A 22,887-nucleotide genomic window follows, 5' to 3' on the forward strand; every position below is an offset into this window, starting at 1 on the left:
AAGTAAGTCATGGCTGAAGCAGTCGTCGATAACGTCCCCGCCAAAAGCGGCCCGCCAGCGTCCAAGCCGCCGCTGTTCGGCATGGCGTTTCTGGAAAACATCTCGCAGATGCCCATGCTGCGTCAGATCGGCCTGCTGGTCGGGTTGGCGGCGAGCGTGGCGATCGGCTTCGCCGTGGTGCTGTGGTCGCAGCAGCCCGATTACCGGCCGCTGTACGGCAGCCTTGCCGGTATGGACACCAAGCAGGTCATGGATACCCTGGCCGCTGCAGACATCCCCTACAACGTCGAGCCCAATTCCGGTGCTCTGCTGGTCAAGGCCGACGACCTCTCCCGTGCGCGCCTGAAACTGGCAGCCGCAGGCGTTGCGCCTAGCGACGGCAATGTCGGCTTCGAACTGCTCGACAAAGAGCAGGGCCTGGGTACCAGCCAGTTCATGGAAGCGACCCGTTACCGCCGCAGCCTGGAAGGCGAGCTGGCCCGTACGGTCTCCAGCCTGAACAACGTCAAGGCCGCACGCGTGCACCTGGCGATCCCGAAAAGCTCGGTGTTCGTGCGCGATGAGCGCAAGCCCAGCGCCTCGGTCCTGGTCGAACTGTACCCAGGCCGTTCCCTGGAAGCCGGCCAGGTCATGGCGATCGTCAACCTGGTCGCCACCAGCGTGCCCGAACTGGACAAGTCGCAGGTCACCGTGGTCGACCAGAAGGGCAACCTGCTCTCCGACCAGCTGCAGGACACTGCATTGACCATGGCTGGCAAGCAGTTCGACTACAGCCGCCGCATGGAAGGCATGCTCACCCAACGTGTGCACAACATCCTGCAACCGGTACTGGGCAACGACCGCTACAAGGCCGAGGTGTCTGCCGACCTTGACTTCAGTGCAGTGGAATCCACGTCCGAGCAGTTCAACCCGGACCAGCCGGCGCTGCGCAGCGAGCAGTCGGTCAACGAGCAGCGTGCCAGCAGCTCGGGGCCGCAAGGTGTGCCTGGCGCGCTGAGCAACCAGCCGCCGGCAGGTGCAGCAGCGCCTGAAAACGCCACCGCCGCAGCCCCTGCCGCCGGTGCCGTTCAGCCTGGCCAGCCGCTGGTGGATGCCAACGGCCAGCAGATCATGGATCCGGCTACCGGCCAGCCAATGCTCGCGCCATACCCGGCCGACAAGCGTCTGCAAACCACCAAGAACTTCGAGCTGGACCGCTCGATCAGCCACACCCGCCAGCAGCAGGGTCGCCTGACCCGCCTGTCGGTGGCGGTAGTGGTCGATGACCAGGTCAAGGTCGACGCCGCCGGCGAGACCACCCGCGCGCCGTGGGGCGCCGAGGACCTGGCGCGCTTCACCCGCCTGGTGCAGGACGCCGTGGGCTTCGATGCCAGCCGTGGCGACAGCGTCACGGTGATCAATGTGCCGTTCGCTGCCGACCGCGGCGAAGAAATCGCCGACATTGCGTTCTATCAACAGCCGTGGTTCTGGGACATCGTCAAGCAAGTGTTGGGCGTGGTGTTCATTCTGGTACTGGTGTTCGGCGTGCTGCGCCCGGTACTCAACAACATCACAGGCGGCGGCAAGCAGGCTGCTGCAACGGACAGCGACATGGAGCTGGGCGGCATGATCGGTCTGGATGGCGAACTGGCCAACGACCGCGTCAGCCTGGGTGGCCCGACAAGCATTCTGTTGCCAAGCCCGAGCGAGGGTTACGAGGCACAGCTCAACGCAATCAAAGGCCTGGTGGCCGAAGACCCGGGCCGTGTCGCCCAGGTCGTGAAAGAGTGGATCAACGCCGATGAGTGATAACCGAGCCGTTACCGCCAAGCTGAGCCGCACCGACAAAGCGGCAATCCTTTTGCTCTCGCTGGGTGAAACCGATGCCGCCCAGGTGCTGCGGCACATGGGCCCCAAAGAAGTCCAGCGGGTCGGTGTGGCCATGGCTCAGATGGGCAACGTGCACCGCGAGCAGGTCCAGCAGGTGATGAGCGAGTTCGTCGAGATCGTCGGCGACCAGACCAGCCTGGGCGTAGGGTCCGACGGTTATATCCGCAAGATGCTCAACCAAGCCCTGGGCGAGGACAAGGCCAACGGCCTGATCGACCGCATCCTGCTGGGCGGCAATACCAGCGGCCTGGACAGCCTCAAGTGGATGGAGCCGCGGGCGGTGGCGGATGTGATCCGCTTCGAGCACCCGCAGATCCAGGCCATCGTGGTCGCCTACCTCGACCCTGATCAGGCTGGCGAAGTGCTGAGCAACTTCGACCACAAGGTGCGCCTGGACATCATCCTGCGCGTGTCCTCGCTCAACACCGTTCAGCCAGCGGCGCTCAAGGAACTGAACCAGATTCTCGAGAAGCAGTTCTCGGGTAATTCCAATGCCGCACGCACCACCCTGGGTGGCATCAAGCGCGCCGCCGACATCATGAACTTCCTCGACAGCTCCGTGGAAGGTGCGCTGATGGACTCGATCCGCGAGGTCGACAACGACCTGTCGGAGCAGATCGAAGACCTGATGTTCGTCTTCAACAACCTGGCCGATGTCGATGATCGCGGCATCCAGGCGCTGCTGCGCGAAGTGTCCTCCGATGTGCTGGTGGTGTCGCTCAAGGGCGCCGACGAGCGGGTCAAGGACAAGATTTTCAAGAACATGTCCAAGCGTGCTTCGGAGCTGCTGCGCGACGACCTCGAGGCCAAGGGCCCGGTGCGCGTCAGCGACGTGGAAACGGCGCAGAAGGAAATCCTCACCATTGCCCGACGCATGGCCGAGGCCGGCGAGATCGTGCTCGGCGGCAAGGGCGCCGAGGAAATGATTTAAGCGGCAAGCCACACGCTGCAAGCGACAAGGGAAAGCCAGACGCTGCACAGCCTGCTTCTTCTTGCAGCTTGCAGCCCACAGCTTGCAGCTCATCCCGCTTTCAACACCAGGCATGCCAATGTCCAGCAAAGAACAGCACCCCAGCGACCTGATTCGCGCACGTGACCTGGAAGGCGTCGATGTGTGGGCACTGCCCAGCTTCGACCCTGAGCCGGAACCTGAGCCCGAACCGGAACCGGAAATCATCGAGGAAGAGGTCGAGGAAGTACCGCTGGAGGAAGTCCAGCCACTGACCCTTGAAGAGCTCGAAGCGATCCGGCAGGAGGCCTACAACGAAGGTTTCGCCACCGGCGAGCGCGAGGGTTTTCACAGCACCCAGTTGAAGGTGCGACAGGAGGCTGAGGAGGCGCTCAATGCCCGGCTGGCTGACCTGGAACAACTGATGGCACACCTGCTCGAGCCTATCGCCGAACAGGACACACAGATCGAGAAGACCCTCGTTCACCTGGTGGCGCACATGGCGCAACAGGTGATCGGTCGCGAACTGCGCAGCGACTCCAGCCAGATCACCCAGGTACTGCGCGAAGCGTTGAAGCTGCTGCCCATGGGCGCGGAGACTATCCGCATTCACCTCAACCCCCAGGATTTCGAGCTGGCCAAGGCCCTGCGCGAACGCCATGAGGAGAGCTGGAAGCTGCTTGAGGATGACGCCCTGTTACCCGGGGGGTGCCGCATCGAGACCGCGCACAGCCGCATCGACGCAACCATGGAAACCCGCATCGAAAAGGCCGTGGCCCAGCTATTCGATCAGTTGCACGACCAGGCCCTGCACCCGGCGGCGCCGGATGTATCGATCGAGTTGGGCGCCGACGATGCGCCTTGACCGCACCAGCTTCGGCAAACGCCTGGGTGGCTACGCCGAGGCGATCAAGCTGCCCGTGCAGCCGGTGGTCGAAGGCCGTCTGCTGCGCATGGTCGGCCTCACCCTGGAGGCTGAAGGCCTGCGCGCCGCAGTGGGCGCACGCTGCCTGGTGATCAATGACGACTCGTACCACCCGGTGCAGGTCGAAGCCGAAGTCATGGGGTTTGCTGGCAGCAAGGTCTTCCTCATGCCGGTCGGCAGCATCGCCGGTATCGCCCCCGGGGCGCGCGTGGTGCCGCTGGACGACAGCGGCCGTTTGCCCATGGGCATGAGTATGCTTGGCCGGGTGCTCGATGGCGCCGGCCGAGCCCTGGACGGCAAGGGCGGGATGAAGGCTGAGGATTGGGTGCCGATGGACGGCCCGATCATCAACCCGCTCAACCGCGACCCGATCAGCCAGCCACTGGATGTGGGCATTCGCAGCATCAACAGCCTGCTGACCGTCGGCCGGGGCCAGCGCCTGGGCCTGTTCGCCGGTACCGGTGTCGGTAAATCGGTGTTGCTCGGCATGATGACTCGCTTCACCGAAGCCGAAATCATCGTGGTCGGCCTAATTGGCGAACGGGGCCGCGAGGTGAAGGAGTTCATCGAGCATATTCTGGGTGAAGAGGGGCTCAAGCGCTCGGTGGTGGTCGCATCCCCGGCCGACGACGCGCCGTTGATGCGGTTGCGTGCGGCCATGTATTGCACACGCATCGCCGAGTACTTTCGCGACAAAGGCAAGAACGTCCTGTTGCTGATGGATTCGCTGACCCGTTTCGCCCAAGCCCAGCGTGAAATTGCCTTGGCCATCGGCGAGCCGCCGGCGACCCGTGGTTACCCGCCATCGGTGTTCGCCAAACTGCCCAAGCTGGTGGAGCGCGCCGGTAATGGTGAGCCCGGCGGTGGTTCGATCACGGCCTTCTATACCGTACTGTCCGAAGGCGACGACCAGCAGGATCCGATCGCCGACTCGGCGCGTGGCGTGCTCGATGGCCACTTCGTCTTGTCCCGCCGGCTGGCCGAGGAAGGCCATTACCCCGCGATCGATATCGAAGCCTCGATCAGCCGGGTGATGCCGCAGGTGGTCGATGCCGATCACCTGCGCCAGGCGCAGAAATTCAAGCAACTGTGGTCGCGCCTGTCGCAAAGCCGCGACCTGATCAGTGTCGGCGCCTATGTGGCAGGCGGCGACCCGGAAACCGACCTGGCCATTGCGCTGCAGCCTAAACTGGTGGACTTGCTGCGCCAAGGGCTGGATGAAAATGTCGGCATGGAGCAGAGCCGACAGCAGTTGGGGGCTATCTTCACGCCTCCGGCGAACGGTTGATAGGCCATGAGTACGCCTGGTCGTGCCGCGCGTCTGCTGCCAGTGGTGCAGATGGCCGAGGAAGCCGAGCGCAAGGCAGCCCAGCGGCTGGGGCATTTTCAGCAGTTGGTGGCTCAGGCCCAGGCCAAGCTGGCCGAACTTGAGTCGTTCCGTGAGGGCTATCAGGCGCAATGGATCGACCGCGGTGGCCAAGGCGTCAATGGCAGCTGGCTGGTCAACTACCAGCGCTTTCTAGGCCAGCTCGAAACGGCCATGACCCAGCAGCGCCAGAGCCTGACTTGGCACCAGAACAACCTGAAGAACGCCAGGGGCACCTGGCAGCAAGCCTATGCCCGGGTGGAGGGCCTGCGCAAACTGGTGCAGCGTTACCAGGAAGAGGCGCGCCGCGCCGAGGACAAGCGCGAGCAGCGCTTGCTGGATGAATTGTCCCAGCGATTGCCAAGGCAAGGTCACATCTAGCTTGCAGCTTGCAGCTTGCAGCTCTGCCCCCTGCCTGCTAAACCTTGAACTGTTGCATTCGCCATCATCGAAGGAATCGCTAGCATGGCAGTCGAGACCGATTTTTCGCAGGACGAGAAAAAGCTGACGATCAAGATCAAGGGTCGTTTCGATTTCGGTAAGCATCAGGAGTTTCGCGATGCTTACGAGCGTCAACCCAAGCGCCCGGACTCGGTTGTGGTCGACCTCAAAGACACAACCTACCTGGACAGCTCGGCCCTCGGCATGTTGCTGCTGCTGCGTGACCACGCCGGGGGCGATGAATCGGACGTGCGCGTGGTGCATGCCAGTTCAGACGTGCGCAAGATCCTTGCCATATCCAACTTCGACAAACTGTTCGCTATCAGTTGAGCGTCATGGCGCCGGCCGAACAGCCATTGACCGTGCTGGTGGCCGAAGACGGGGCCACGGACAGGCTGTTGCTGGCTCAGATCGTGCGGCGCCAGGGGCATCTCGTCTACACCGCGGAAAACGGCCAGCAAGCCGTTGAGCTGTTCGCCGAAAAGCGTCCGCAACTGGTTTTGCTCGATGCCCTGATGCCGGTCATGGACGGTTTCGAAGCTGCGCGGCAGATCAAGGTGCTGGCCGGCGAGGCCTTGGTGCCGATCATCTTTCTGACTTCGCTCAATGAGGAAGAGGCCCTGGTGCGTTGCCTGGAGGCGGGCGGTGACGACTTCATGGCCAAGCCCTACAGCGCGGTGATCCTTGGCGCCAAGATCCGCGCCATGGACCGCCTGCGCAGGCTGCAGGCCACGGTGCTCGAGCAGCGGGACCTGATTACCCGGCATCACCATCACCTGCTCAACGAGCAGCGGGTGGCCAAGGCGGTGTTCGACAAGGTTGCCCATTCTGGCTGCATCACGGCGCCGAACATTCGTTTCCTGCAGTCGCCTTACGCACTGTTCAATGGCGACTTGCTGCTGGCGGCGTTCACCCCATCCGGCGACATGCATGTGCTGCTGGGTGACTTCACCGGGCATGGGCTGTCTGCCGCAATCGGTGCCATGCCCTTGGCGGAAGTGTTCTATGGCATGACGGCCAAAGGCTACGGCCTGGCGCACATGCTGCGTGAGATGAACGCCAAGCTCAAACGCATCTTGCCGGTGGACATGTTCTGTTGCGCACAGCTGCTCAGCCTGAGCGTGCAGCGCGGTTCGGTGGAGGTGTGGAACGGGGGCATGCCGGATGGCTACCGCCTGTCGCCTGGCGGTGAGGTGCTTTCCATGCTGGGTTCGCGCCACCTTCCGCTGGGCATCCTGGCGCCTGAACGCTTCGATGACAGTACCGAGGTGTTGCCGCTGGCGCCGGGGGAGCGGGTGTTGCTGCTCTCCGACGGCGTTGTGGATACAGCCGACGAAGCGCAGACGTTGTTCGGTGTCGAGCGCCTGCGCGCGGTGCTGGCGGCCAACCGTGATCCGGCGCGGCTTTTCGACGAGGTCATGGAGGCGCTGGAGCGCTTCGGCGGGCGCCCCAGGGATGACATCAGCCTGTGCGATATCCGAATGTTCACCGCCCAGGAGCGGGTGCCGGCGCCAACCATCTATTCTGATAGTGGGCGCTCCAGCCCGTTGGACTGGTCGCTAGGCTTCGAGTTGCGCGGTGAGAGCCTCAAACGGTTCAACCCGGTGCCGTACCTGGTGCAGTTGCTGCAGGAAATCCACGGTTTGCGGCCCCGCACCGGCGCCCTGCACAGCGTGCTCAGCGAGTTGTATTCCAATGCGCTGGAGCACGGTGTGCTGTGCCTGGATTCGCGGCTCAAGCGGGATGTGCATGGGTTTGCCGACTACTATCAGGAACGCGCCCGCAGGCTCGCTGCGTTGACCGAGGGCAGCGTGCGCATCGATCTGAAAGTGGAACCGATGGCCGAAGGTGGTCGTCTGATGATCGAAGTCCGTGACAGTGGTGCGGGGTTCGATGTGCAGCGGGTGCTGGCGCGTCCTGCCCGTGAGCATGGGTTGAGTGGTCGTGGGTTGCACCTGGTGCGGCGCCTTGGCAGCCGTGCCGGGTGGCGTGAAGGTGGCCGTTGCGCATGGGTGCAGTTCGATTGGTGAGCTGTTTGGCGCTTGAGGCATAATTCTGCTTGATCAGGGAGTGAGCAAGTGACTGACATACATATTGACCACAGGGTGCTCAGTGAGCTGCAGGAGGTCATGGAAGATGGCTACCTGCAGCTGGTTGAAACCTTTCTGGAAGATTCCGGGCGGCGTCTGGACGCACTTCACGGCGCCAGGAACGCCGATGAGCTTGGCGTGGCCGCGCACAGTTTCAAGGGCAGCAGCAGCAACATGGGCGCGGTCGGGCTGGCGCAGCTTTGCCATCAGCTGGAGGAGCGGGTCAAGCAGCGCTCGTTCAATGGCATAGAAGAACTGATCAACCGCATCGACCAGGAGTATCTGGAGGTGCAGCGTTTCTATCAGGGCGAACGCAAGCGTGTTTCCGCAGGCTGATCGGGCAGTTGGCTCGACTTTTGCCTGTATGTGCCTCAACGATACCTTTGTTTCTGGCGCGGAGACCCCTCAATGCCTGTCGCACCTAATCCTTTGTTGCAAACCAGTACGCTGAGCAAGCCGTCGCGTGCGGGTTCCTCGCAGGTGGACAAGCCGCTGCAGGCGGCGGGCGGGCAGGGCGGCGGCTTCGATCAGGTCATGGCCAGGCAGGGCAATGACAAAGCGCAGGTCCGTGATGACAAGGTCGCCCAGGCCAAGCCCAAGGACAAGAATGAGGTCGGCCAAGGCGGCAAGAAAGAGCCTGCCGACAAACCGGCGGCTGCCGATGACGGCAATAAATTGCCAGCGGACGATCAGGCGCAAGCCAGTACCGATAGCGCACCTGGCAGTGATTCGACCTCGCTGGATGCCAGCCTGGTGGCGGGCCAGGTGACCGATGCGCAGCCGGGGGCACAGTTGCTGCAAGCCCAGGCTGAAGCGGTGGCGCCGGTGCTTCAGGCGGCGGGCCAGCTACCGCAAGCTGCGATAACCGAAGCGCTGCCCGAGGATCCGGCAGCGCAGGCCTTCGACCCTGATGCCGACCCGTTGGCCAACTTGCCGACCCTGCGCCTGGCGCTGGAGCAAAGCGCTCACGCCAAGGGCACGACCTCGGCCCACGCCACCGACCCCTCCCAGGCCAGTGCCGAGGATGGTCAGCCTGCCGTCAATCCCTTGGCGAACTTGATCGACAAGGTCGAGGCCGAGGCAGGGCAAGCGGAAACCGGTGACAAGGCCTTTGGTGCGTTGCTCGACGATGGCCTCAAGGATACCAAGAGCGCTTCCAGCGACACCCGGATCGACGATTTCGCCAACCGCTTGGCGAGCCTGACCCAGGCTGCCACGGCCAAGACCGCCAATGCCGTGCCGGTGACCGGCAACCCGCTGCACCAGCCATTGTCGATGAACCAGAACGCCTGGGCTGAAGGGCTGGTCAACCGCGTCATGTACCTGTCCAGCCAGAACCTGAAGTCGGCGGACATCCAGTTGGAGCCGGCCGAGCTTGGCCGGCTGGATATCCGCGTCAACGTGGCTGCCGACCAGGCGACCCAGGTGACCTTCATCAGCGGCCATGCAGGCGTGCGTGATGCGCTGGACAGCCAGGTGCATCGCTTGCGCGAGCTGTTTGCCCAGCAGGGGCTGGCGCAGCCGGACGTCAACGTGGCTGACCAGTCGCGCGGGCAGCAACAGCAAGCGCAGCAGGACGGTTCACAGTTGTCCGGCGTTGCTGCACGGCGGGCTCAGAATGGCGGTGGTAGCGAGCAGGGTGAGCTCGCCGACGCCTCCCGGCCGGTCGAGCATCAGGTCGTGGTCGGTGACAGTGCCGTCGACTTCTATGCGTGAGTTGCTGTTCTCCGCCATGGCCGGTCGCAGGCGATAGGGCCGGTCCCGGCAAAAAAACCCAATCTGGCATAACACTTGCTCAAGCCACGTCATCCTCATTTGAAACCCCGATGGACGACGGATTATTGGCATGGCGAAGAGCGACGCAGTGAAAGACCCCGCCACTAAAGGCAAACTCAAGCTGATCCTGCTGTTGGTGCTGGCCCTTCTGCTGGCGGTCGGCCTGTCGGTGGGCGCGACCTGGTTCTTCATGCACAAGAGCGAGTCGGCTCCAGCGGCCGATCCGGCAGCGGCCAACGTCAAGCTGGCGGCAATCTACGAGCCCCTGGCGCCGGCCTTCGTGGTCAACTTCAACCAGAACGGCCGCCAGCGCTACATGCAGGTGAGCATCACCCTGCAAGGGCGCAACCAGGCTGACCTGGATGCCCTGAAGGTGCACATGCCGGTGATCCGCAACAACCTGGTGATGATGTTTTCCGGGCAGGGCTTCGACACCTTGGCCGCCAGCTCCGTGGGCCAGGAGATGCTGCGCCAGAAAGCCACCGCAGTGGTTCAGGAAGTGGCGCAGAAGGAAGTCGGCAAGCCGGTGATAGACCAGCTGCTGTTCACCAATTTCGTATTGCAGTAGGAGTCCGCAATGGCCGTACAGGACCTGCTGTCCCAGGATGAGATCGACGCCCTGCTGCACGGCGTCGATGATGGGCTGGTACAGACCGAGAGCGCTGCCGAGCCTGGCAGCATCAAAAGCTACGACCTGACCAGCCAGGATCGGATCGTGCGCGGTCGCATGCCGACCCTCGAGATGATCAACGAACGTTTCGCCCGGTACACCCGTATCAGCATGTTCAACCTCCTGCGTCGCTCCGCCGACGTTGCGGTGGGGGGTGTGCAGGTGATGAAGTTCGGCGAGTACGTGCATTCGCTGTACGTGCCGACCAGCCTCAACCTGGTCAAGATCAAGCCGCTGCGCGGCACTTCGCTGTTCATTCTGGACGCCAAGCTGGTGTTCAAGCTGGTGGACAACTTCTTCGGGGGTGACGGTCGTCACGCCAAGATCGAAGGCCGCGAGTTCACCCCCACTGAACTGCGCGTGGTGCGCATGGTGCTGGACCAGTGCTTCATCGACCTCAAGGAAGCCTGGCAGGCGATCATGCCGGTCAACTTCGAGTACATGAACTCCGAAGTCAACCCGGCCATGGCCAACATCGTCGGGCCGAGCGAAGCCGTGGTGGTGTCGACCTTCCATATCGAACTGGACGGTGGCGGCGGCGACCTGCACGTGACCATGCCCTACTCGATGATCGAGCCGGTGCGCGAGATGCTCGATGCCGGTTTCCAGTCCGATCTGGACGACCAGGACGAGCGCTGGGTCAAGGCCCTGCGCGAAGACGTGCTGGACGTTTCGGTACCGCTCAGTGCCACGGTTGCCCGCCGTCAACTCAAATTGCGCGATGTGCTGCACATGCAACCGGGTGACGTGATCCCGGTGGAGCTGCCCGAGCACCTTGTGCTGCGTGCCAATGGCGTGCCGTCGTTCAAGGCGCGCCTGGGCTCGCACAAGGGCAACCTGGCGCTGCAGATCATCGACCCGATCGAACGCCGCTGACGGCGTGCCGGTCGCTCACTACGAATTGAATGCCTGTCGAGGACATCATGGCTAACGAAAACGAGATTACCTCCCCGGAAGAACAGGCCCTGGCCGATGAATGGGCTGCGGCGCTGGAAGAAACCGGTGATGCCGGCCAGGCTGACATCGACGCGCTGCTCGGCGGCGACGGCGGTAGCGCCGGTGCCGGCCGGTTGCCGATGGAGGAGTTCGCCAGCTCCCCCCGGCCCAAGGAAAACGTCAGCCTGGAAGGGCCGAACCTGGACGTGATCCTGGACATCCCGGTGAACATCTCCATGGAAGTGGGCAGCACCGAGATCAACATCCGCAACCTGCTGCAGCTCAACCAAGGCTCGGTGATCGAGCTCGACCGCCTGGCCGGCGAGCCGCTGGATGTGCTGGTCAACGGCACCCTGATCGCCCACGGCGAGGTGGTTGTGGTCAACGAGAAGTTCGGCATCCGCCTGACTGACGTGATCAGCCCCAGCGAACGCATCAAGAAGCTGCGCTGAGTGAAGGGCACGATACGGGCTGTCACGGCCCTTGCCGCGCTGCTCGCCAGCGAAGTGGTGATCGCCGCTGCCGCACCGGCCGTGGTGGCCACCCCGCCAGCCGCAGCGCCCGGCAGCCTGGGTGGGCAGCTGGCGCAAATGGTGCTGGGCCTGCTGCTGGTGGTGGGCCTGATCTTCTTTCTGGCCTGGCTGCTGCGCCGCATGCAGGGCGCAGCACCCAAGGGCGGCCAGGTGATCGAAGTGATCGGCAGCCGCGCCATTGGCCCGCGTGACCGGCTGCTGCTGGTGCAGGTGGGCAAGGAGCAGCTGCTCATCGGCCACACCCCAGGCAGCATCGAAGCTCTGCATGTGCTGGCCGAGCCCGTGCAGGTGCCGGCCAGCGCCCGCCAGGCGACGCCGGAGTTTGCCCAGCGCCTCATGGAGCTGATGGGCAAGGATCATAAGGACAAGAAGTGATGAGCGGCGCGCTACGTACCCTGTCGGGCCTGTTGTTGATGCTGGTGCTGCTGTTGGCAGCGCCTCTGGCCCTGGCCGCCGACCCGCTGTCGATCCCGGCCATCACCCTGTCCAACGGCCCGGACGGGCAGCAGGAATACTCGGTCAGCCTGCAGATCCTGCTGATCATGACGGCGCTGAGTTTCATACCCGCGTTCGTCATCCTGATGACCAGCTTCACCCGAATCATCATCGTGTTCTCGATTCTGCGCCAGGCCCTGGGCTTGCAGCAGACACCGTCGAACCAGGTGCTGACCGGCATGGCGCTGTTCCTGACGATGTTCATCATGGCCCCGGTGTTCGACCGGGTGAACCAGGATGCACTGCAGCCGTACCTCAACGAGCAGATGACCGCCCAGCAGGCGATCGACAAGGCCCAGGGGCCGCTCAAGGACTTCATGCTGGCGCAGACCCGGCAGAGCGACCTGGACCTGTTCATGCGCCTGTCCAAGCGCACCGACATTGCCGGGCCTGATCAGGTCCCGCTGACCATCCTGGTGCCGGCGTTCGTCACCTCGGAGCTCAAGACCGCGTTCCAGATCGGTTTCATGATTTTCATCCCGTTCCTGATCATCGACATGGTGGTCGCCAGTGTGCTGATGGCCATGGGTATGATGATGCTGTCGCCGTTGATCATCTCGTTGCCGTTCAAGATCATGCTGTTCGTTCTGGTCGATGGCTGGGCGCTGATCATGGGCACCCTGGCCGGCAGTTTCGGCGGCGTCTGACGCCGTCAAGGAGAGCCTTGCATGACCCCTGAAGTTGCCGTCGACCTGTTTCGCGACGCCCTGTGGCTTACCACGCTGATGGTGGCCATTCTGGTGGTGCCGAGCCTGCTGGTCGGCCTGGTGGTTGCGATGTTCCAGGCTGCCACGCAGATCAACGAACAGACCCTGAGCTTCCTGCCGCGCCTGCTGGTGATGCTGGTGACACTGATCGTCGCCGGCCCTTGGCTGACCCAGAAGTTCATGGAGTACATCACGGGCCTGTACACCAGCATCCCGCAGCTGATTGGTTGAGGCGGCCATGCTGGAGCTGACCGACGCACAGATCGGCACCTGGGTCGCCACCTTCATCCTGCCGCTGTTCCGGGTGACCGCAGTGCTGATGACCATGCCCATCTTCGGTACCCGCATGCTGCCGGCGCGCATACGCCTGTACGCAGCCGTGGCCATTACCGTGGTGATCGTGCCGGCGTTACCGCCGTTGCCGGAATTCGACCCGCTGAGCTTGCGTGGCATGTTGTTGTGCGGTGAGCAGATCATCGTCGGGGCATTGTTCGGTTTTTCGTTGCAGTTGCTGTTCCAGGCGTTCGTCATCGCCGGGCAGATCATCGCGATACAGATGGGTATGGCGTTCGCATCGATGGTCGACCCGGCCAACGGCGTCAACGTGGCGGTGGTCAGCCAGTTCATGACCATGCTGGTGAGCGTGCTGTTCCTGGTGATGAACGGCCACCTGGTGGTATTCGAAGTGCTGACCGAAAGCTTTACCACCTTGCCGGTCGGTCACGCGCTTGTGGTCAACCACTTCTGGGAAATCGCTGGCCGCCTGAGCTGGGTATTTGGTGCCGGTCTGCTGCTGATCCTGCCGGCAATCGCCGCGCTCCTGGTGGTGAACATCGCCTTTGGCGTGATGACCCGCGCTGCGCCGCAGTTGAACATCTTCTCTATCGGGTTCCCGCTGACCCTGGTGCTGGGTATCGGCATCTTCTGGGTGGGCCTTGCCGATATTCTTCCGCACTACCAGGCATTGGCCAGCGAAGCGCTGCAATGGCTGCGTGAACTGGCGAGGGCGCGCTGAGCATGGCTGAGAGCGAGAGTGGTCAGGACAAGACGGAAGACCCCACCGACAAACGCAAGCGCGATGCGCGCGAAAAAGGTGAGATCGCCCGTTCCAAGGAGTTGAACACCGTGGCGGTGACCCTGGGGGGCGCGGGTGGTCTGCTGGCGTTCGGCGGGCACCTGGCCGAGACGCTGCTGGAGATGATGCGCCTCAACTTCAGCCTGACCCGTGAAGTGATCGTCGACGAGGGTGCCATGGGCGCCTTCTTGCTGGCCTCGGGCAAGATGGCGATCTGGGCAGTGCAACCGGTGCTGATCCTGCTGTTCGTGGTGGCCTTCATTGCGCCCATCGCGCTGGGCGGTTTCCTGTTCTCCGGCAGCCTGCTGCAGCCAAAATTCAGCCGCATGAACCCGCTGTCGGGGATCAAGCGCATGTTCTCGATGAATGCCCTGACCGAGCTGCTCAAGGCCGTTGCCAAGTTCGTCGTCATCCTTGTGGTGGCGTTGGTGGTGCTGGCCAACGACCGCCAGGCGTTGCTGGCGATCGCCAACGAGCCGCTGGACCAGGCGATCATTCATAGCGTTCAGGTGGTGGGGTGGAGTGCATTGTGGATGTCGGCCGGGTTGTTGCTGGTGGCTGCGGCAGACGTGCCGTTCCAGCTTTGGCAGACGCACAAGAAGCTGAAGATGACCAAGCAGGAGGTCAAGGACGAGTACAAGGACAGCGAAGGCAAGCCTGAGGTCAAACAGCGGATTCGCCAGTTGCAGCGCGAGGTATCGCAGCGGCGGATGATGGCTGCCGTGCCCGATGCGGATGTGATCATCACCAACCCGACCCATTATGCCGTGGCGCTGCAGTATGACCCGGAGAAGGGTGGGGTGGCGCCGTTGCTGCTGGCCAAAGGTACGGATTTCATTGCCCTGAAAATCCGCGAGATCGGGGTCGAGCACAAGGTGCAGATTCTCGAGTCGCCTGCGCTGGCGCGTGCGATCTACTACTCCACCGAAATCGAACAGGAGATTCCCGCAGGGTTGTACCTGGCGGTGGCGCAGGTGCTGGCGTATGTGTTCCAGATCCGCCAGTACCGGTCCGGCAAGGGCAAACGGCCGGAGCCATTGAAGGAAGATTTGCCGATACCGCCGGATTTGCGGCGTGATAGCTGATGGCGGAGACGGTGCGCCATTGTGTGTTTGAACGTGTCGAGATCAAACGCCGCCTGCGCGGCGCTTAATCTTAACCGCGTGATTGATAGATGCCCACCGGAAACGATCACCTACAACATCCCGGGCCCTGACCGGGCGACGGTTTCTTAGTCTCACGTCAGCAGTATTGGCTCGGTTCCAGGTTGTTTAGGAGAAGTACTAACTTATCAAATCCGATGCCATGCTGCTGGCATGCCTTGGGAAAAAGGCTGTGGCTTGTCAGTCCGGGGAGCGTGTTAAGTTCAATAAGGTATGGCTCGGTATTATGGATGATGAAGTCCGCCCGAAAGTAATCAAGCTCAAGTGCGTCGGCGATAGCAGAGCAGCAGTTGTTGAGTTGTTGGTGGGTAGCCCTGTCCAGCGTGGTGAGGGTGGCAGTTGTCTTGCTGGATATGAATTTTGCTTCATAAGAAAAGAAGTCACTTTCGAAAGCAAGTGAATATATAGGTAGCGTGGTTTTTTTGAAATAGCACACAGATAGCTCCGGCCCACTTATGAATTCTTCTACTAGAACTCCGCTATGGAATTGTGCTGCTGTAGTGATCGCATCCTGGAGGTCTGTTTCAATGTCGCGGACCAGCGATACGCCGAAGCTACATCCCTCACGGTTCGGTTTGACAATGCAGGGTGTCCCTAGTTGTGCCTTGATTTTCTCAATGCAGAGGTCGTCCCCCCTTCTGGAATAGAGATAGTTTGCGACATTGATTCCTAGCCCCTTTGCAATATGTTTCGTTAGAAGCTTGTCCATACAGATTGCGCTGGTTTGTGGGGAGGGCCCATTATATGGGATGCCTTGCCCTTCTAAATATGCTTGTGCCATTCCATTTTCGCCGAAGCCGCCATGAAGCGCCAAGAAGACTCTAGTAAATTTGCCAAGGTCCAGACGAAGCAATTCTCTATAGTCCGATATGGTGAAGATCTCATGACGGATGTGAGAAATTTCTAACGACTGCGAGACGGCTTGGGAAGTTTGAAGGGAGACTTCCCGCTCTGAGGAGTCTCCGCCCGTTATAATTGCGATATGCTCATCCATTTCATTTTTTCCTATTGTCTAGTTGGGTAAGCTGCAGCACTGTTTGTGAAAGCGACTCTGCGCCATCTCGAACGGTTTTGATGTCCATGTCACTGGTGAAGGAAAAGCGGATCGCGCTGTTGGCCCTTATTGCGTCGTGCCCAATGCCAGTGATGACGTAAGAGGGGGCAAGATTGTGAGAGTTGCAGGCGGAGCCGGAAGAGATGCAAACGTTTCTCAAACAGCTGATCAAGGTTTCTGAGCGGATTCCGGTAATGGAAATATTCAGGATGTGGGGGGTCGATACGGTGTCTGGAGAGTTGATTTCGTACGTGATCTCATGCTTGTTTAATGTTTCAAGGATTGCGTTTTTAAGTTGTTTCGCTGCAGTCCATGATGCAGGGTAATCCCTGTTATTTAATCGGCGTGCAGCCGCACCGAATCCGGCGATGAGTTGAGTGGGAAGTGTTCCGCTGCGGAGTGAAGATTGACCGCCGCCAAATGTGAGGGGGCGCAATCGAGACATACAAGATGAAGAAACATAGAGCGCGCCTATGCCCTTGGGGCCCTCAATTTTATGGGCTGAAATCGAAGCGCAATCCACACCGAGTTGTTTTACGTTTATAGGAAGCTTACCGAGGGCTTGGGCGGCATCGATATGAAACAGAGCATTTGATTTTTCTAATGCTTTTTTTATTTCTACAAGGTTTTGAAAGGTGCCTATTTCAGAGTTTACGTAGGAGATGGAAAGCAGTGATGTGTTCGCGTCCAACAGCTTGCGTAGATGAGGTAGATCGACACGGCCGTTTGAATCGACTTTCATTCGTCGAACTTCTACATTGCGTTTTTCTAATTCTTCGGCGGCTAAAAGGCTAGATTTGTGGTCAATGGGGCAGATGATTATATTGCTATTTGAGTCGGGTGGGGCGCTCCCAAGAATCACGATGTTGTTGCTTTCTGTCGCGCCTGATGTAAAAATTATTTCAGCTGGTGTGGAACCTATTAGCTCAGAAATATGCGAAGCGCTTTCAAGGATGGCACTCTGTGCAAGGCGGCCTAAGATGTGGGTCGAAGAAGGATTTCCGTAATTAGATTTACTGAATTTGAGCATTTCATCTATTACAACATCAGCGCACGGAGTAGTGGCTGCTGCATCTAAATAGATTAATGAGTCAGGTAGCATGACTGGCCTCTCAAGTTCTATAAGTGACGATGTGGATGCCTTTGCTATATATGTCATCAACCGTAAGTTCTCCACTACCTCCCAGATCTGCTACCAATACGCTTAGCGGTTCGAAGTCGTAAAGTGAAAGGGCTATTTCGACGCCTTTCCTTATGGGGGCGTGGCATTCATTGGGGGCGAGAAGAATCAAACTTCGAGCGCCTGCTCTGTAGGCTTCGGAAATCATCTCAGTTATTTCGCCTGCGCAACCAGTCATTCCGCAACTGACCAGCGGTAAAGAGGTGCCAGAAGGGTCAGTGAATGAGATTTCGGACATGTCTGGTTGCTCTGGAATATATCGTTTCGCGAGTTTCCCTTGCTTTACCAGCCGTGAAGCCTCATTTTGAAAACGGTTTTTCAACCAGGTCTCAGGGAAGCAAAGTGCATGCCTGCGGCTGCATGTAATATTTTGGATGGTTAGGGTTGAGGATAAGTTAAGATGCGCAAGGTAGCTTCTAGGGAGTTCCTTGAAGCCATCGTAAAACTCGGTCCTGTAGTCGCAAGCCGAATCGTTGCTTGGGACGTATTGCCAATCGTTAATTAAAAGGAGCAGTTTTGCGTTTTTGTTGTTGTTGATTATGTGGTGTTCTGCGAACTCTATTGCTAATTTCCAAGAATAGGTGGGGAATATGCCCACCCGCTGCTTTACTTGTGATTTCAATGTGGGATCTTGTATGTCCTCGAAGATGCCGGGCGCTAGCCTATCGCTCTGCTTATCATAAAATAGCATGAAGTGACCGGCCATAATATGAACCGAATTTGAGGGGGAGGCGTTCATGAAGCTGCAAATGTTTTTTTTAAGCTCGTGTTCGCTGAATGCAAAGTTTTCATGTGTTGTTATTTTGTGCATGACTTTATCCTTGCAGGCGATGCCGCGGTTGAGATGGCTAGTGGGTGAATGCGTTAGACAGGTCGCGAATTAACTCATCCGGATCTTCAAGGCCAAGGTATATCCTCGCGCATTCACTGTTAATGCCTAGTCGTTTTGCTGATGGCATGTCGTGCGTGTCAACGAGATTAATGAGGCTTATTGCGCCGCCCCATCCGTAGCCAATCTTTATTATATTTAGTCGGTTCAGGCGACATATAAGTTCGTCACGAGAGCATGAAAACTCAGCGGTGAGTAGGCTGTTGAATCCAGAGATCATGGAGTTTTGTAGGTGAAGCTCAGTGTTCTGAAGAATGGGATGGATCACTTGTTTTAAAAGGGGCATTGGCTGAAGGCTTCGAAGCACCTTGCGAGTTGTGCTCATTTGGAACGATAGGCGAGCGCCCAGTGTGCTAATTGATCGAATAGCTGCTGAGCAGGCTTGTGAGCTAACATGATTACCTATTAGTGCGGAGGTGATTTTCAAATTCAAATGCAAATCTTTTCGCTTGGTTGTTAGTGCTCCGAGAGAGATGCCCTCTACCGCCCCGTGGTATTTGCTCAGTGATATCAAGCTAATATCCGCGCCGAGTGACAGAGGGTGGTGAAATACTGATCCCGCCCACGTGTTGTCGGCGACAATTAACGCTGGATGGTCGTGTCGTGATTTGACAATTGCGCGGATATCTATCAACTCATAGGTGAATGCACCAGGGTTTTCAAAGATGATTAACTTTGTCTTAGAGGTTAATTTGCTTTTTAGGGTTGCGGCTTCGTTGGGTGTGAAGTACTCAATTGTTACGCCTATCGTTTTAAAGTAACTCAGCAGCCATTGTGTGGAGTAAACGGTGGTGTCTCCAGCAAGTACGTGATCACCCGGTTTTAAAAATGTTGACAGGAGCAGGTTGAATGCGGATTGCCCGGAAGGTGTTAAAACTGTGAAGTTGCCTTTTTCAAGGTCGGCTACCCGCTGAGAGAGTTGGCGAGTGGTTGGAGTGTCGACGCCGCCATAGTACAGGCCGTTGAAAAGATCGTGGTCTGTATCCGCCAGGCTTTCCTTATTGATGGGCGGCAGCTGATCAAAAGTGTCAACTAAATAGCTGGTGCATTCCATGGCTGGCGTTTGCGTGGATAGAATTTTTCCTACAGGGAAGAGACCAGCCTGTGCCAGTTTGCTAAGCATCATCTCAGGCATCGGTTGCCTCGAACTCATTGAGGAGATGGATTATTTCCTTTACTTCGCTAGTCTGAGGTGGAGAGACATTGGGTAAAGGGTACTCGAGGGAGGCTTCGCCGAATCTGTGGAAACATTCCAGCAGTTCCCCTTCGGGAGTGCCCCAGCGTAGGTAATTTTCATTCTCGCTTTCGCGGCAACTCCGCAGGGGGTGCTGGACTGCCCAGTTTGCGCTTAGGGCAACAGGTTGTCCTGTCTCCCGCTTAAGCGCTATGAGACCATTCAGTAAATTTCGGCGGCTATTATGTGCTTCACCCAAGCCAAAAAGTAGTGCGCACCCACAAGCGATATGGTTTGCTGCCATAAAGTCCAGAGCTTCTAAGAATCGGTCTCTCCACGTTCGTTTTTTGCCGTCAACGTCTTTGCTCATACCTCCAATTTCTTGTGGTTCAAGCGTTTCGAGCCCGATGAAGATATACCTCAGGCCACATTTGGCTAGTCGTTTAATTATGTCTTTTTTCCAAAGAATCTGATCAATGGTGAATTGGCCTCCAAAAACGATTTCTAATGGGTCCTTCTCAAGCAATTGACATAGCTGGGCGATTGCGACTGGGCTACCACTAAGGAGTATAGAATCTTCGACGAATGCGCTTGCTCCCTTGTTGGGATGATCTTGTTTTACCGCGATAATTGTCTCTTTGAGTTGGTTGTACAGTCGTCGCGGGGCGCCTTGAATTTCTTGGATGTTTCCAGCAATGCTCCGGCGTTCACTGCAAAAATTGCAGTCATAGATGCACCCGGGACCAGTATCGCTGAAAACATGTGATGTCATGCGCCCCTGGAAAACATCAAATGAAGCGGTCACCCCAAACGTACCGACTACCGAGGGCAGGTCGTCGTGCTTCAGAGGGTTGCCATCACTTACAAGTGTTTTATCGATATGCGGGAAGTCAGCGATCCACCGCCCTTCAGTTTTCGTATTTAAATTTTCTGCAATGAACATTGTAGGGTTTTGATTGGAGCGACTAAAAAGCTCTCCGATCTCTGCAATCAATTTTTCCGCTTCGCCGGAAATTATGACGTCGAAAAGTGGGGGGATCTCAAGCTCTCTAATAAGGCGTCCGGGCGAGGCTCGATGGTGTTTGACAAGGGAAGGTGACCTTCTTCTTTCGTCAGAAAGGTAGATCGTTTCATTTATATGACGCCCACCCAGTATGATCAGTACTCTGCTGCCGAGCATTTTTCTTGCGAGTTTTGCACATTCAACTGCGCCAGGCATGCAGAGCGTCATGGCGCCAATGAACAGAATATTGGGAAGAGATACGTGGATTAAGTTTTCGAGACGATGCAAGTCGTCCAGTGAGTACATGAGCAAAAAGTGTTCTCTCAACTTTTTGTCAGGTCGCCCCCAATTGCTGTTTGCCCAAGCGCCTTTACTTTCTTGCGCAAGGCTTGCCGCGCAGCGGCATGCGTTGAATAGGCTGACAGGGTCAGTGCTGTTCAAGGCCCTGCCTGATTTGCAGCCGCTGATGCACTCCGGTGCTGAGATCGCGATCGCTCGGATCCGGAGATCCGGCGCGGCGTCTAGGGGCACGCAAGAACGCTCGCCCCGGCTCCCCCCTTTGGTGATCTGTAAAGCCATGGTCTTCCTTTCCTGGAGATCGGCAAATGCCGTTGTTATTGTTGTTGGATATTGGATACAGTAGCCAAAATTTCCAGGCTGAGGTCTCTCGAAATGAAACAAAATGTGATTGCACTGGTTTTTGGGGGGAGGAGCTCAGAGCACTCAGTGGCGCTCCGCTCCGCTTCTACGATTCACGCGGCGCTGATGGCCCTCGGTCAGCGTGTGCACTGTGTTGGGATAGATCGTGAGGGCAACTGGAGATATCAGGGGGAGCCTGGCCAGTTTCCAGGCGAGGTTGATCTGTCGGCGCCTTTGATTTCGATACGTCCAGGTCATCCTTCGCTCTCATACACAACTCATGGGAGTGACACGGTGGAGATTGCGATCGATCTGCTCTTTCCGGCACTGCATGGTCGGTGGGGGGAGGATGGAACGATTCAAGGCTTGGCAGCGATGTGCAGTTTGCCTTGTGTGGGCTCCGGGGTGCTGGGTTCAGCAATGTCCATGGATAAGGACGTTACGAAGACGATGGTCCAGTCTTCTGGGCTGGTTGTGGGGCCTTGGAGGGCCATGAATTTCATGCGCCCGTGGGAAGAACTGGTTGAGTGCTTGGGTAGCAGCACGCTCTTCGTCAAGCCCGCCAATTCGGGGTCATCGATTGGTGTATCTAAGGTATCCAATGCCTTGGAATATGCTGAGGCATTTGCTATTGCAGCGTGTCAGGACACAAAGGTGCTGGTGGAGGCGGAAATCTGTGGAAGAGAGATAGAGTGTGGAGTGCTCGAACTTGAGGGAGGTTTGATGGCCTCGGTAGTGGGTGAAATACTCAAAAAAGAAGGGCACGGATATTACGATTATCAGGCGAAATATGATTGCAACAGCGGAGCAGATCTTCGTGTGCCATGCCTACTGCCGCCGGACATTGTCGAGCGCATTCAGGCATTATCCGTTCAAGCATTCAGATGCCTTGATCTGAAGGGGTACGCCAGGGTGGATTTTTTCTTGACAGAGGGTGGTGCAATTATTCTCAATGAGGTCAACACGTTACCTGGATTTACAAGTTCCAGTATGTACCCGAAAATGTTTGAGTGCTCAGGTTATCCCCCTGTGAAGCTAGTAGGAGCGTTAGTGGAATATGCGCTCTCGTCGGCATCGAAGGACCGTATTACGGCACGTCCTGTCGTCGCCGTGTCTCAAGAAACGTAACGATCGAATCTCGGCCCTCGGCAAGGTGCTCGGCCAAATATTGCTTGGCGGCTTCCCGATCACCCTGAGCGCACGCGTTCACAATGCGTTTGTGGTCTTGTTGCGATTTCTTGTGGTAATCGAGATTTGTCAACAAAAAACGAAGATGGCGATCCACCGAGTCATGAAGGGACTTAATCAACGCAAGTAACCTGGGGCGATTTGCTTTTGAATACAGAAGGTGATGAAATTTTTCGTTAAGTTCGCTAAGCTGGTGCGGGTCTGTTGCATGCTCCATTGTAGACACGAGGTCATACATCTGCGCCAGATCATTCTCTACAATGTTGGCAAAACCAAAGTCCAGGGCTGTGCATTCTGCCATGATCCGCATGTCATAGATCTCGACAATATCTTCAATCGTCATGATCGCGACAGATGCGCCTTTATGGACTTCGTAGGTAACAAGCCCTTCGGCCTCCAATTGCCTTATGGCGTCCCTTACCGGCATTCGGCTCAAGCCAAATTTTGAGGCTAGCTCTTCTTGCCGCAAAGCCGTGCCTTCGGCTATTGCGCCAGAAAGTATGCCTTGGCGTAGCGACTCGACTACATAATCCATCGCGGTTTTATGGCGATGTTTGTCAGGAACGATAAAGCTATCGAGAGAGTTTGCCACCATATGCTCCGGGTCAAGCGATGCAGTCAAAACGCTGGCGAAGGTACCACAGACTCACGAGGGCTACCAATCGAGTCATTGGCTGATGTTCGAGGCTTTATAGCTGGCATTTGCCTCGTGCGTCGGTATAGAAACCACGCTTTTTGCATGAACATATCGGTGTGAGTTTTTCC

At 58.2% G+C, this 22,887-nt stretch carries 24 protein-coding genes; 18 read left to right on the plus strand and 6 right to left on the minus strand.

Going from position 1 to position 22,887, the window contains the following annotated elements:
* The first annotated feature begins 9 nt into the window (after positions 1-9).
* The 17 genes from fliF (at position 10) to flhB (ending at position 14,917) form a co-directional block, all read left to right on the plus strand.
* Positions 10-1,788, plus strand: coding sequence for a flagellar basal-body MS-ring/collar protein FliF (gene fliF / locus ACIPZH_RS09785; RefSeq protein ID WP_241804579.1), 1,779 nt, complete (start codon positions 10-12; stop codon positions 1,786-1,788).
* Positions 1,781-2,800: a flagellar motor switch protein FliG gene (gene fliG, locus ACIPZH_RS09790; RefSeq protein WP_012315523.1), complete on the plus strand. Its 1,020-nt coding sequence runs from the start codon at positions 1,781-1,783 to the stop codon at positions 2,798-2,800. Before fliF ends, fliG begins: the two co-directional genes overlap by 8 nt.
* 118 nt (positions 2,801-2,918) lie before the next feature.
* Positions 2,919-3,683 (plus strand): flagellar assembly protein FliH, encoded by a 765-nt coding sequence (gene fliH / locus ACIPZH_RS09795; RefSeq protein WP_400636052.1) that lies wholly within the window; start codon positions 2,919-2,921, stop codon positions 3,681-3,683.
* Positions 3,673-5,031 (plus strand): flagellar protein export ATPase FliI, encoded by a 1,359-nt coding sequence (fliI, locus tag ACIPZH_RS09800; protein ID WP_400636053.1) that lies wholly within the window; start codon positions 3,673-3,675, stop codon positions 5,029-5,031. Before fliH ends, fliI begins: the two co-directional genes overlap by 11 nt.
* A 6-nt stretch (positions 5,032-5,037) precedes the next feature.
* Positions 5,038-5,490: a flagellar export protein FliJ gene (fliJ, locus tag ACIPZH_RS09805; protein WP_241804576.1), complete on the plus strand. Its 453-nt coding sequence runs from the start codon at positions 5,038-5,040 to the stop codon at positions 5,488-5,490.
* A gap of 84 nt (positions 5,491-5,574) precedes the next feature.
* On the plus strand, positions 5,575-5,880 hold the full coding sequence (locus ACIPZH_RS09810) for an STAS domain-containing protein (RefSeq protein ID WP_012315519.1): 306 nt from the start codon (positions 5,575-5,577) through the stop codon (positions 5,878-5,880).
* Positions 5,881-5,885: 5 nt separating this feature from the next.
* Positions 5,886-7,580 carry a SpoIIE family protein phosphatase gene (locus ACIPZH_RS09815; protein ID WP_400636054.1) on the plus strand — a complete coding sequence of 565 codons (1,695 nt, stop codon included), beginning with the start codon at positions 5,886-5,888 and terminating at the stop codon, positions 7,578-7,580.
* A 48-nt stretch (positions 7,581-7,628) separates the two neighbouring features.
* Positions 7,629-7,976: an Hpt domain-containing protein gene (locus tag ACIPZH_RS09820; RefSeq protein ID WP_241804574.1), complete on the plus strand. Its 348-nt coding sequence runs from the start codon at positions 7,629-7,631 to the stop codon at positions 7,974-7,976.
* A gap of 72 nt (positions 7,977-8,048) precedes the next feature.
* Complete coding sequence (locus ACIPZH_RS09825; protein ID WP_400636055.1) at positions 8,049-9,356, plus strand: flagellar hook-length control protein FliK; 1,308 nt, start codon at positions 8,049-8,051, stop codon at positions 9,354-9,356.
* A gap of 130 nt (positions 9,357-9,486) precedes the next feature.
* Positions 9,487-9,984: a flagellar basal body-associated protein FliL gene (fliL, locus tag ACIPZH_RS09830; protein ID WP_241804572.1), complete on the plus strand. Its 498-nt coding sequence runs from the start codon at positions 9,487-9,489 to the stop codon at positions 9,982-9,984.
* A 9-nt stretch (positions 9,985-9,993) separates the two neighbouring features.
* On the plus strand, positions 9,994-10,962 hold the full coding sequence (fliM, locus tag ACIPZH_RS09835) for a flagellar motor switch protein FliM (protein WP_012315514.1): 969 nt from the start codon (positions 9,994-9,996) through the stop codon (positions 10,960-10,962).
* Between the two features lie 47 nt (positions 10,963-11,009).
* The gene (gene fliN, locus ACIPZH_RS09840) at positions 11,010-11,474 is read left to right on the plus strand and encodes a flagellar motor switch protein FliN (protein ID WP_241804571.1); all 465 of its coding nucleotides are present in this window, start codon (positions 11,010-11,012) and stop codon (positions 11,472-11,474) included.
* Positions 11,475-11,930, plus strand: coding sequence for a flagellar biosynthetic protein FliO (gene fliO / locus ACIPZH_RS09845; protein ID WP_241804570.1), 456 nt, complete (start codon positions 11,475-11,477; stop codon positions 11,928-11,930).
* A complete protein-coding gene (gene fliP / locus ACIPZH_RS09850) occupies positions 11,930-12,697 on the plus strand; it encodes a flagellar type III secretion system pore protein FliP (RefSeq protein WP_241804569.1) in 768 nt (255 codons plus the stop codon). The genes fliO and fliP overlap by 1 nt, the downstream gene beginning before the upstream one ends.
* A gap of 21 nt (positions 12,698-12,718) precedes the next feature.
* Positions 12,719-12,988 (plus strand): flagellar biosynthesis protein FliQ, encoded by a 270-nt coding sequence (fliQ, locus tag ACIPZH_RS09855; protein WP_012315510.1) that lies wholly within the window; start codon positions 12,719-12,721, stop codon positions 12,986-12,988.
* 7 nt (positions 12,989-12,995) lie between these two features.
* Positions 12,996-13,772 (plus strand): flagellar biosynthetic protein FliR, encoded by a 777-nt coding sequence (fliR, locus tag ACIPZH_RS09860; protein WP_241804568.1) that lies wholly within the window; start codon positions 12,996-12,998, stop codon positions 13,770-13,772.
* A gap of 2 nt (positions 13,773-13,774) precedes the next feature.
* Positions 13,775-14,917 (plus strand): flagellar biosynthesis protein FlhB, encoded by a 1,143-nt coding sequence (flhB, locus tag ACIPZH_RS09865; protein ID WP_267817694.1) that lies wholly within the window; start codon positions 13,775-13,777, stop codon positions 14,915-14,917.
* A gap of 157 nt (positions 14,918-15,074) precedes the next feature.
* Here the strand turns inward: flhB and ACIPZH_RS09870 are convergent, their stop codons facing one another.
* From ACIPZH_RS09870 to ACIPZH_RS09890, 5 genes are read right to left on the minus strand one after another with little or no spacing between them, the layout of a single operon-like run.
* Positions 15,075-15,989, minus strand: a complete 915-nt coding sequence (locus ACIPZH_RS09870) for a D-alanine--D-alanine ligase (protein WP_400636056.1) — start codon at positions 15,987-15,989, stop codon at positions 15,075-15,077.
* A 1-nt stretch (position 15,990) separates the two neighbouring features.
* Positions 15,991-17,151 carry a cysteine desulfurase family protein gene (locus ACIPZH_RS09875; protein ID WP_400636057.1) on the minus strand — a complete coding sequence of 387 codons (1,161 nt, stop codon included), beginning with the start codon at positions 17,149-17,151 and terminating at the stop codon, positions 15,991-15,993.
* Positions 17,152-17,161: 10 nt separating this feature from the next.
* On the minus strand, positions 17,162-18,040 hold the full coding sequence (locus tag ACIPZH_RS09880; RefSeq protein ID WP_400636058.1) for an LPD16 domain-containing protein: 879 nt from the start codon (positions 18,038-18,040) through the stop codon (positions 17,162-17,164).
* Between the two features lie 37 nt (positions 18,041-18,077).
* Positions 18,078-19,253, minus strand: a complete 1,176-nt coding sequence (locus tag ACIPZH_RS09885) for an aminotransferase class I/II-fold pyridoxal phosphate-dependent enzyme (protein WP_400636059.1) — start codon at positions 19,251-19,253, stop codon at positions 18,078-18,080.
* The gene (locus ACIPZH_RS09890; RefSeq protein ID WP_400636060.1) at positions 19,246-20,874 is read right to left on the minus strand and encodes a B12-binding domain/radical SAM domain-containing protein; all 1,629 of its coding nucleotides are present in this window, start codon (positions 20,872-20,874) and stop codon (positions 19,246-19,248) included. Before ACIPZH_RS09890 ends, ACIPZH_RS09885 begins: the two co-directional genes overlap by 8 nt.
* 93 nt (positions 20,875-20,967) lie before the next feature.
* Between ACIPZH_RS09890 and ACIPZH_RS09895 the strand changes: the two genes are divergently transcribed.
* Positions 20,968-22,062: a D-alanine--D-alanine ligase family protein gene (locus ACIPZH_RS09895; protein ID WP_400636061.1), complete on the plus strand. Its 1,095-nt coding sequence runs from the start codon at positions 20,968-20,970 to the stop codon at positions 22,060-22,062.
* Here ACIPZH_RS09895 and ACIPZH_RS09900 read toward each other — a convergent pair.
* Positions 22,022-22,717 (minus strand): GntR family transcriptional regulator, encoded by a 696-nt coding sequence (locus ACIPZH_RS09900; protein WP_400627593.1) that lies wholly within the window; start codon positions 22,715-22,717, stop codon positions 22,022-22,024. The two genes, ACIPZH_RS09895 and ACIPZH_RS09900, sit on opposite strands and share 41 nt — an antisense overlap.
* Positions 22,718-22,887 lie beyond the last annotated feature (170 nt).

The sequence above is a fragment of the Pseudomonas sp. NPDC089758 genome, from assembly GCF_044748705.1.
GTDB lineage: Bacteria > Pseudomonadota > Gammaproteobacteria > Pseudomonadales > Pseudomonadaceae > Aquipseudomonas > Aquipseudomonas putida_X.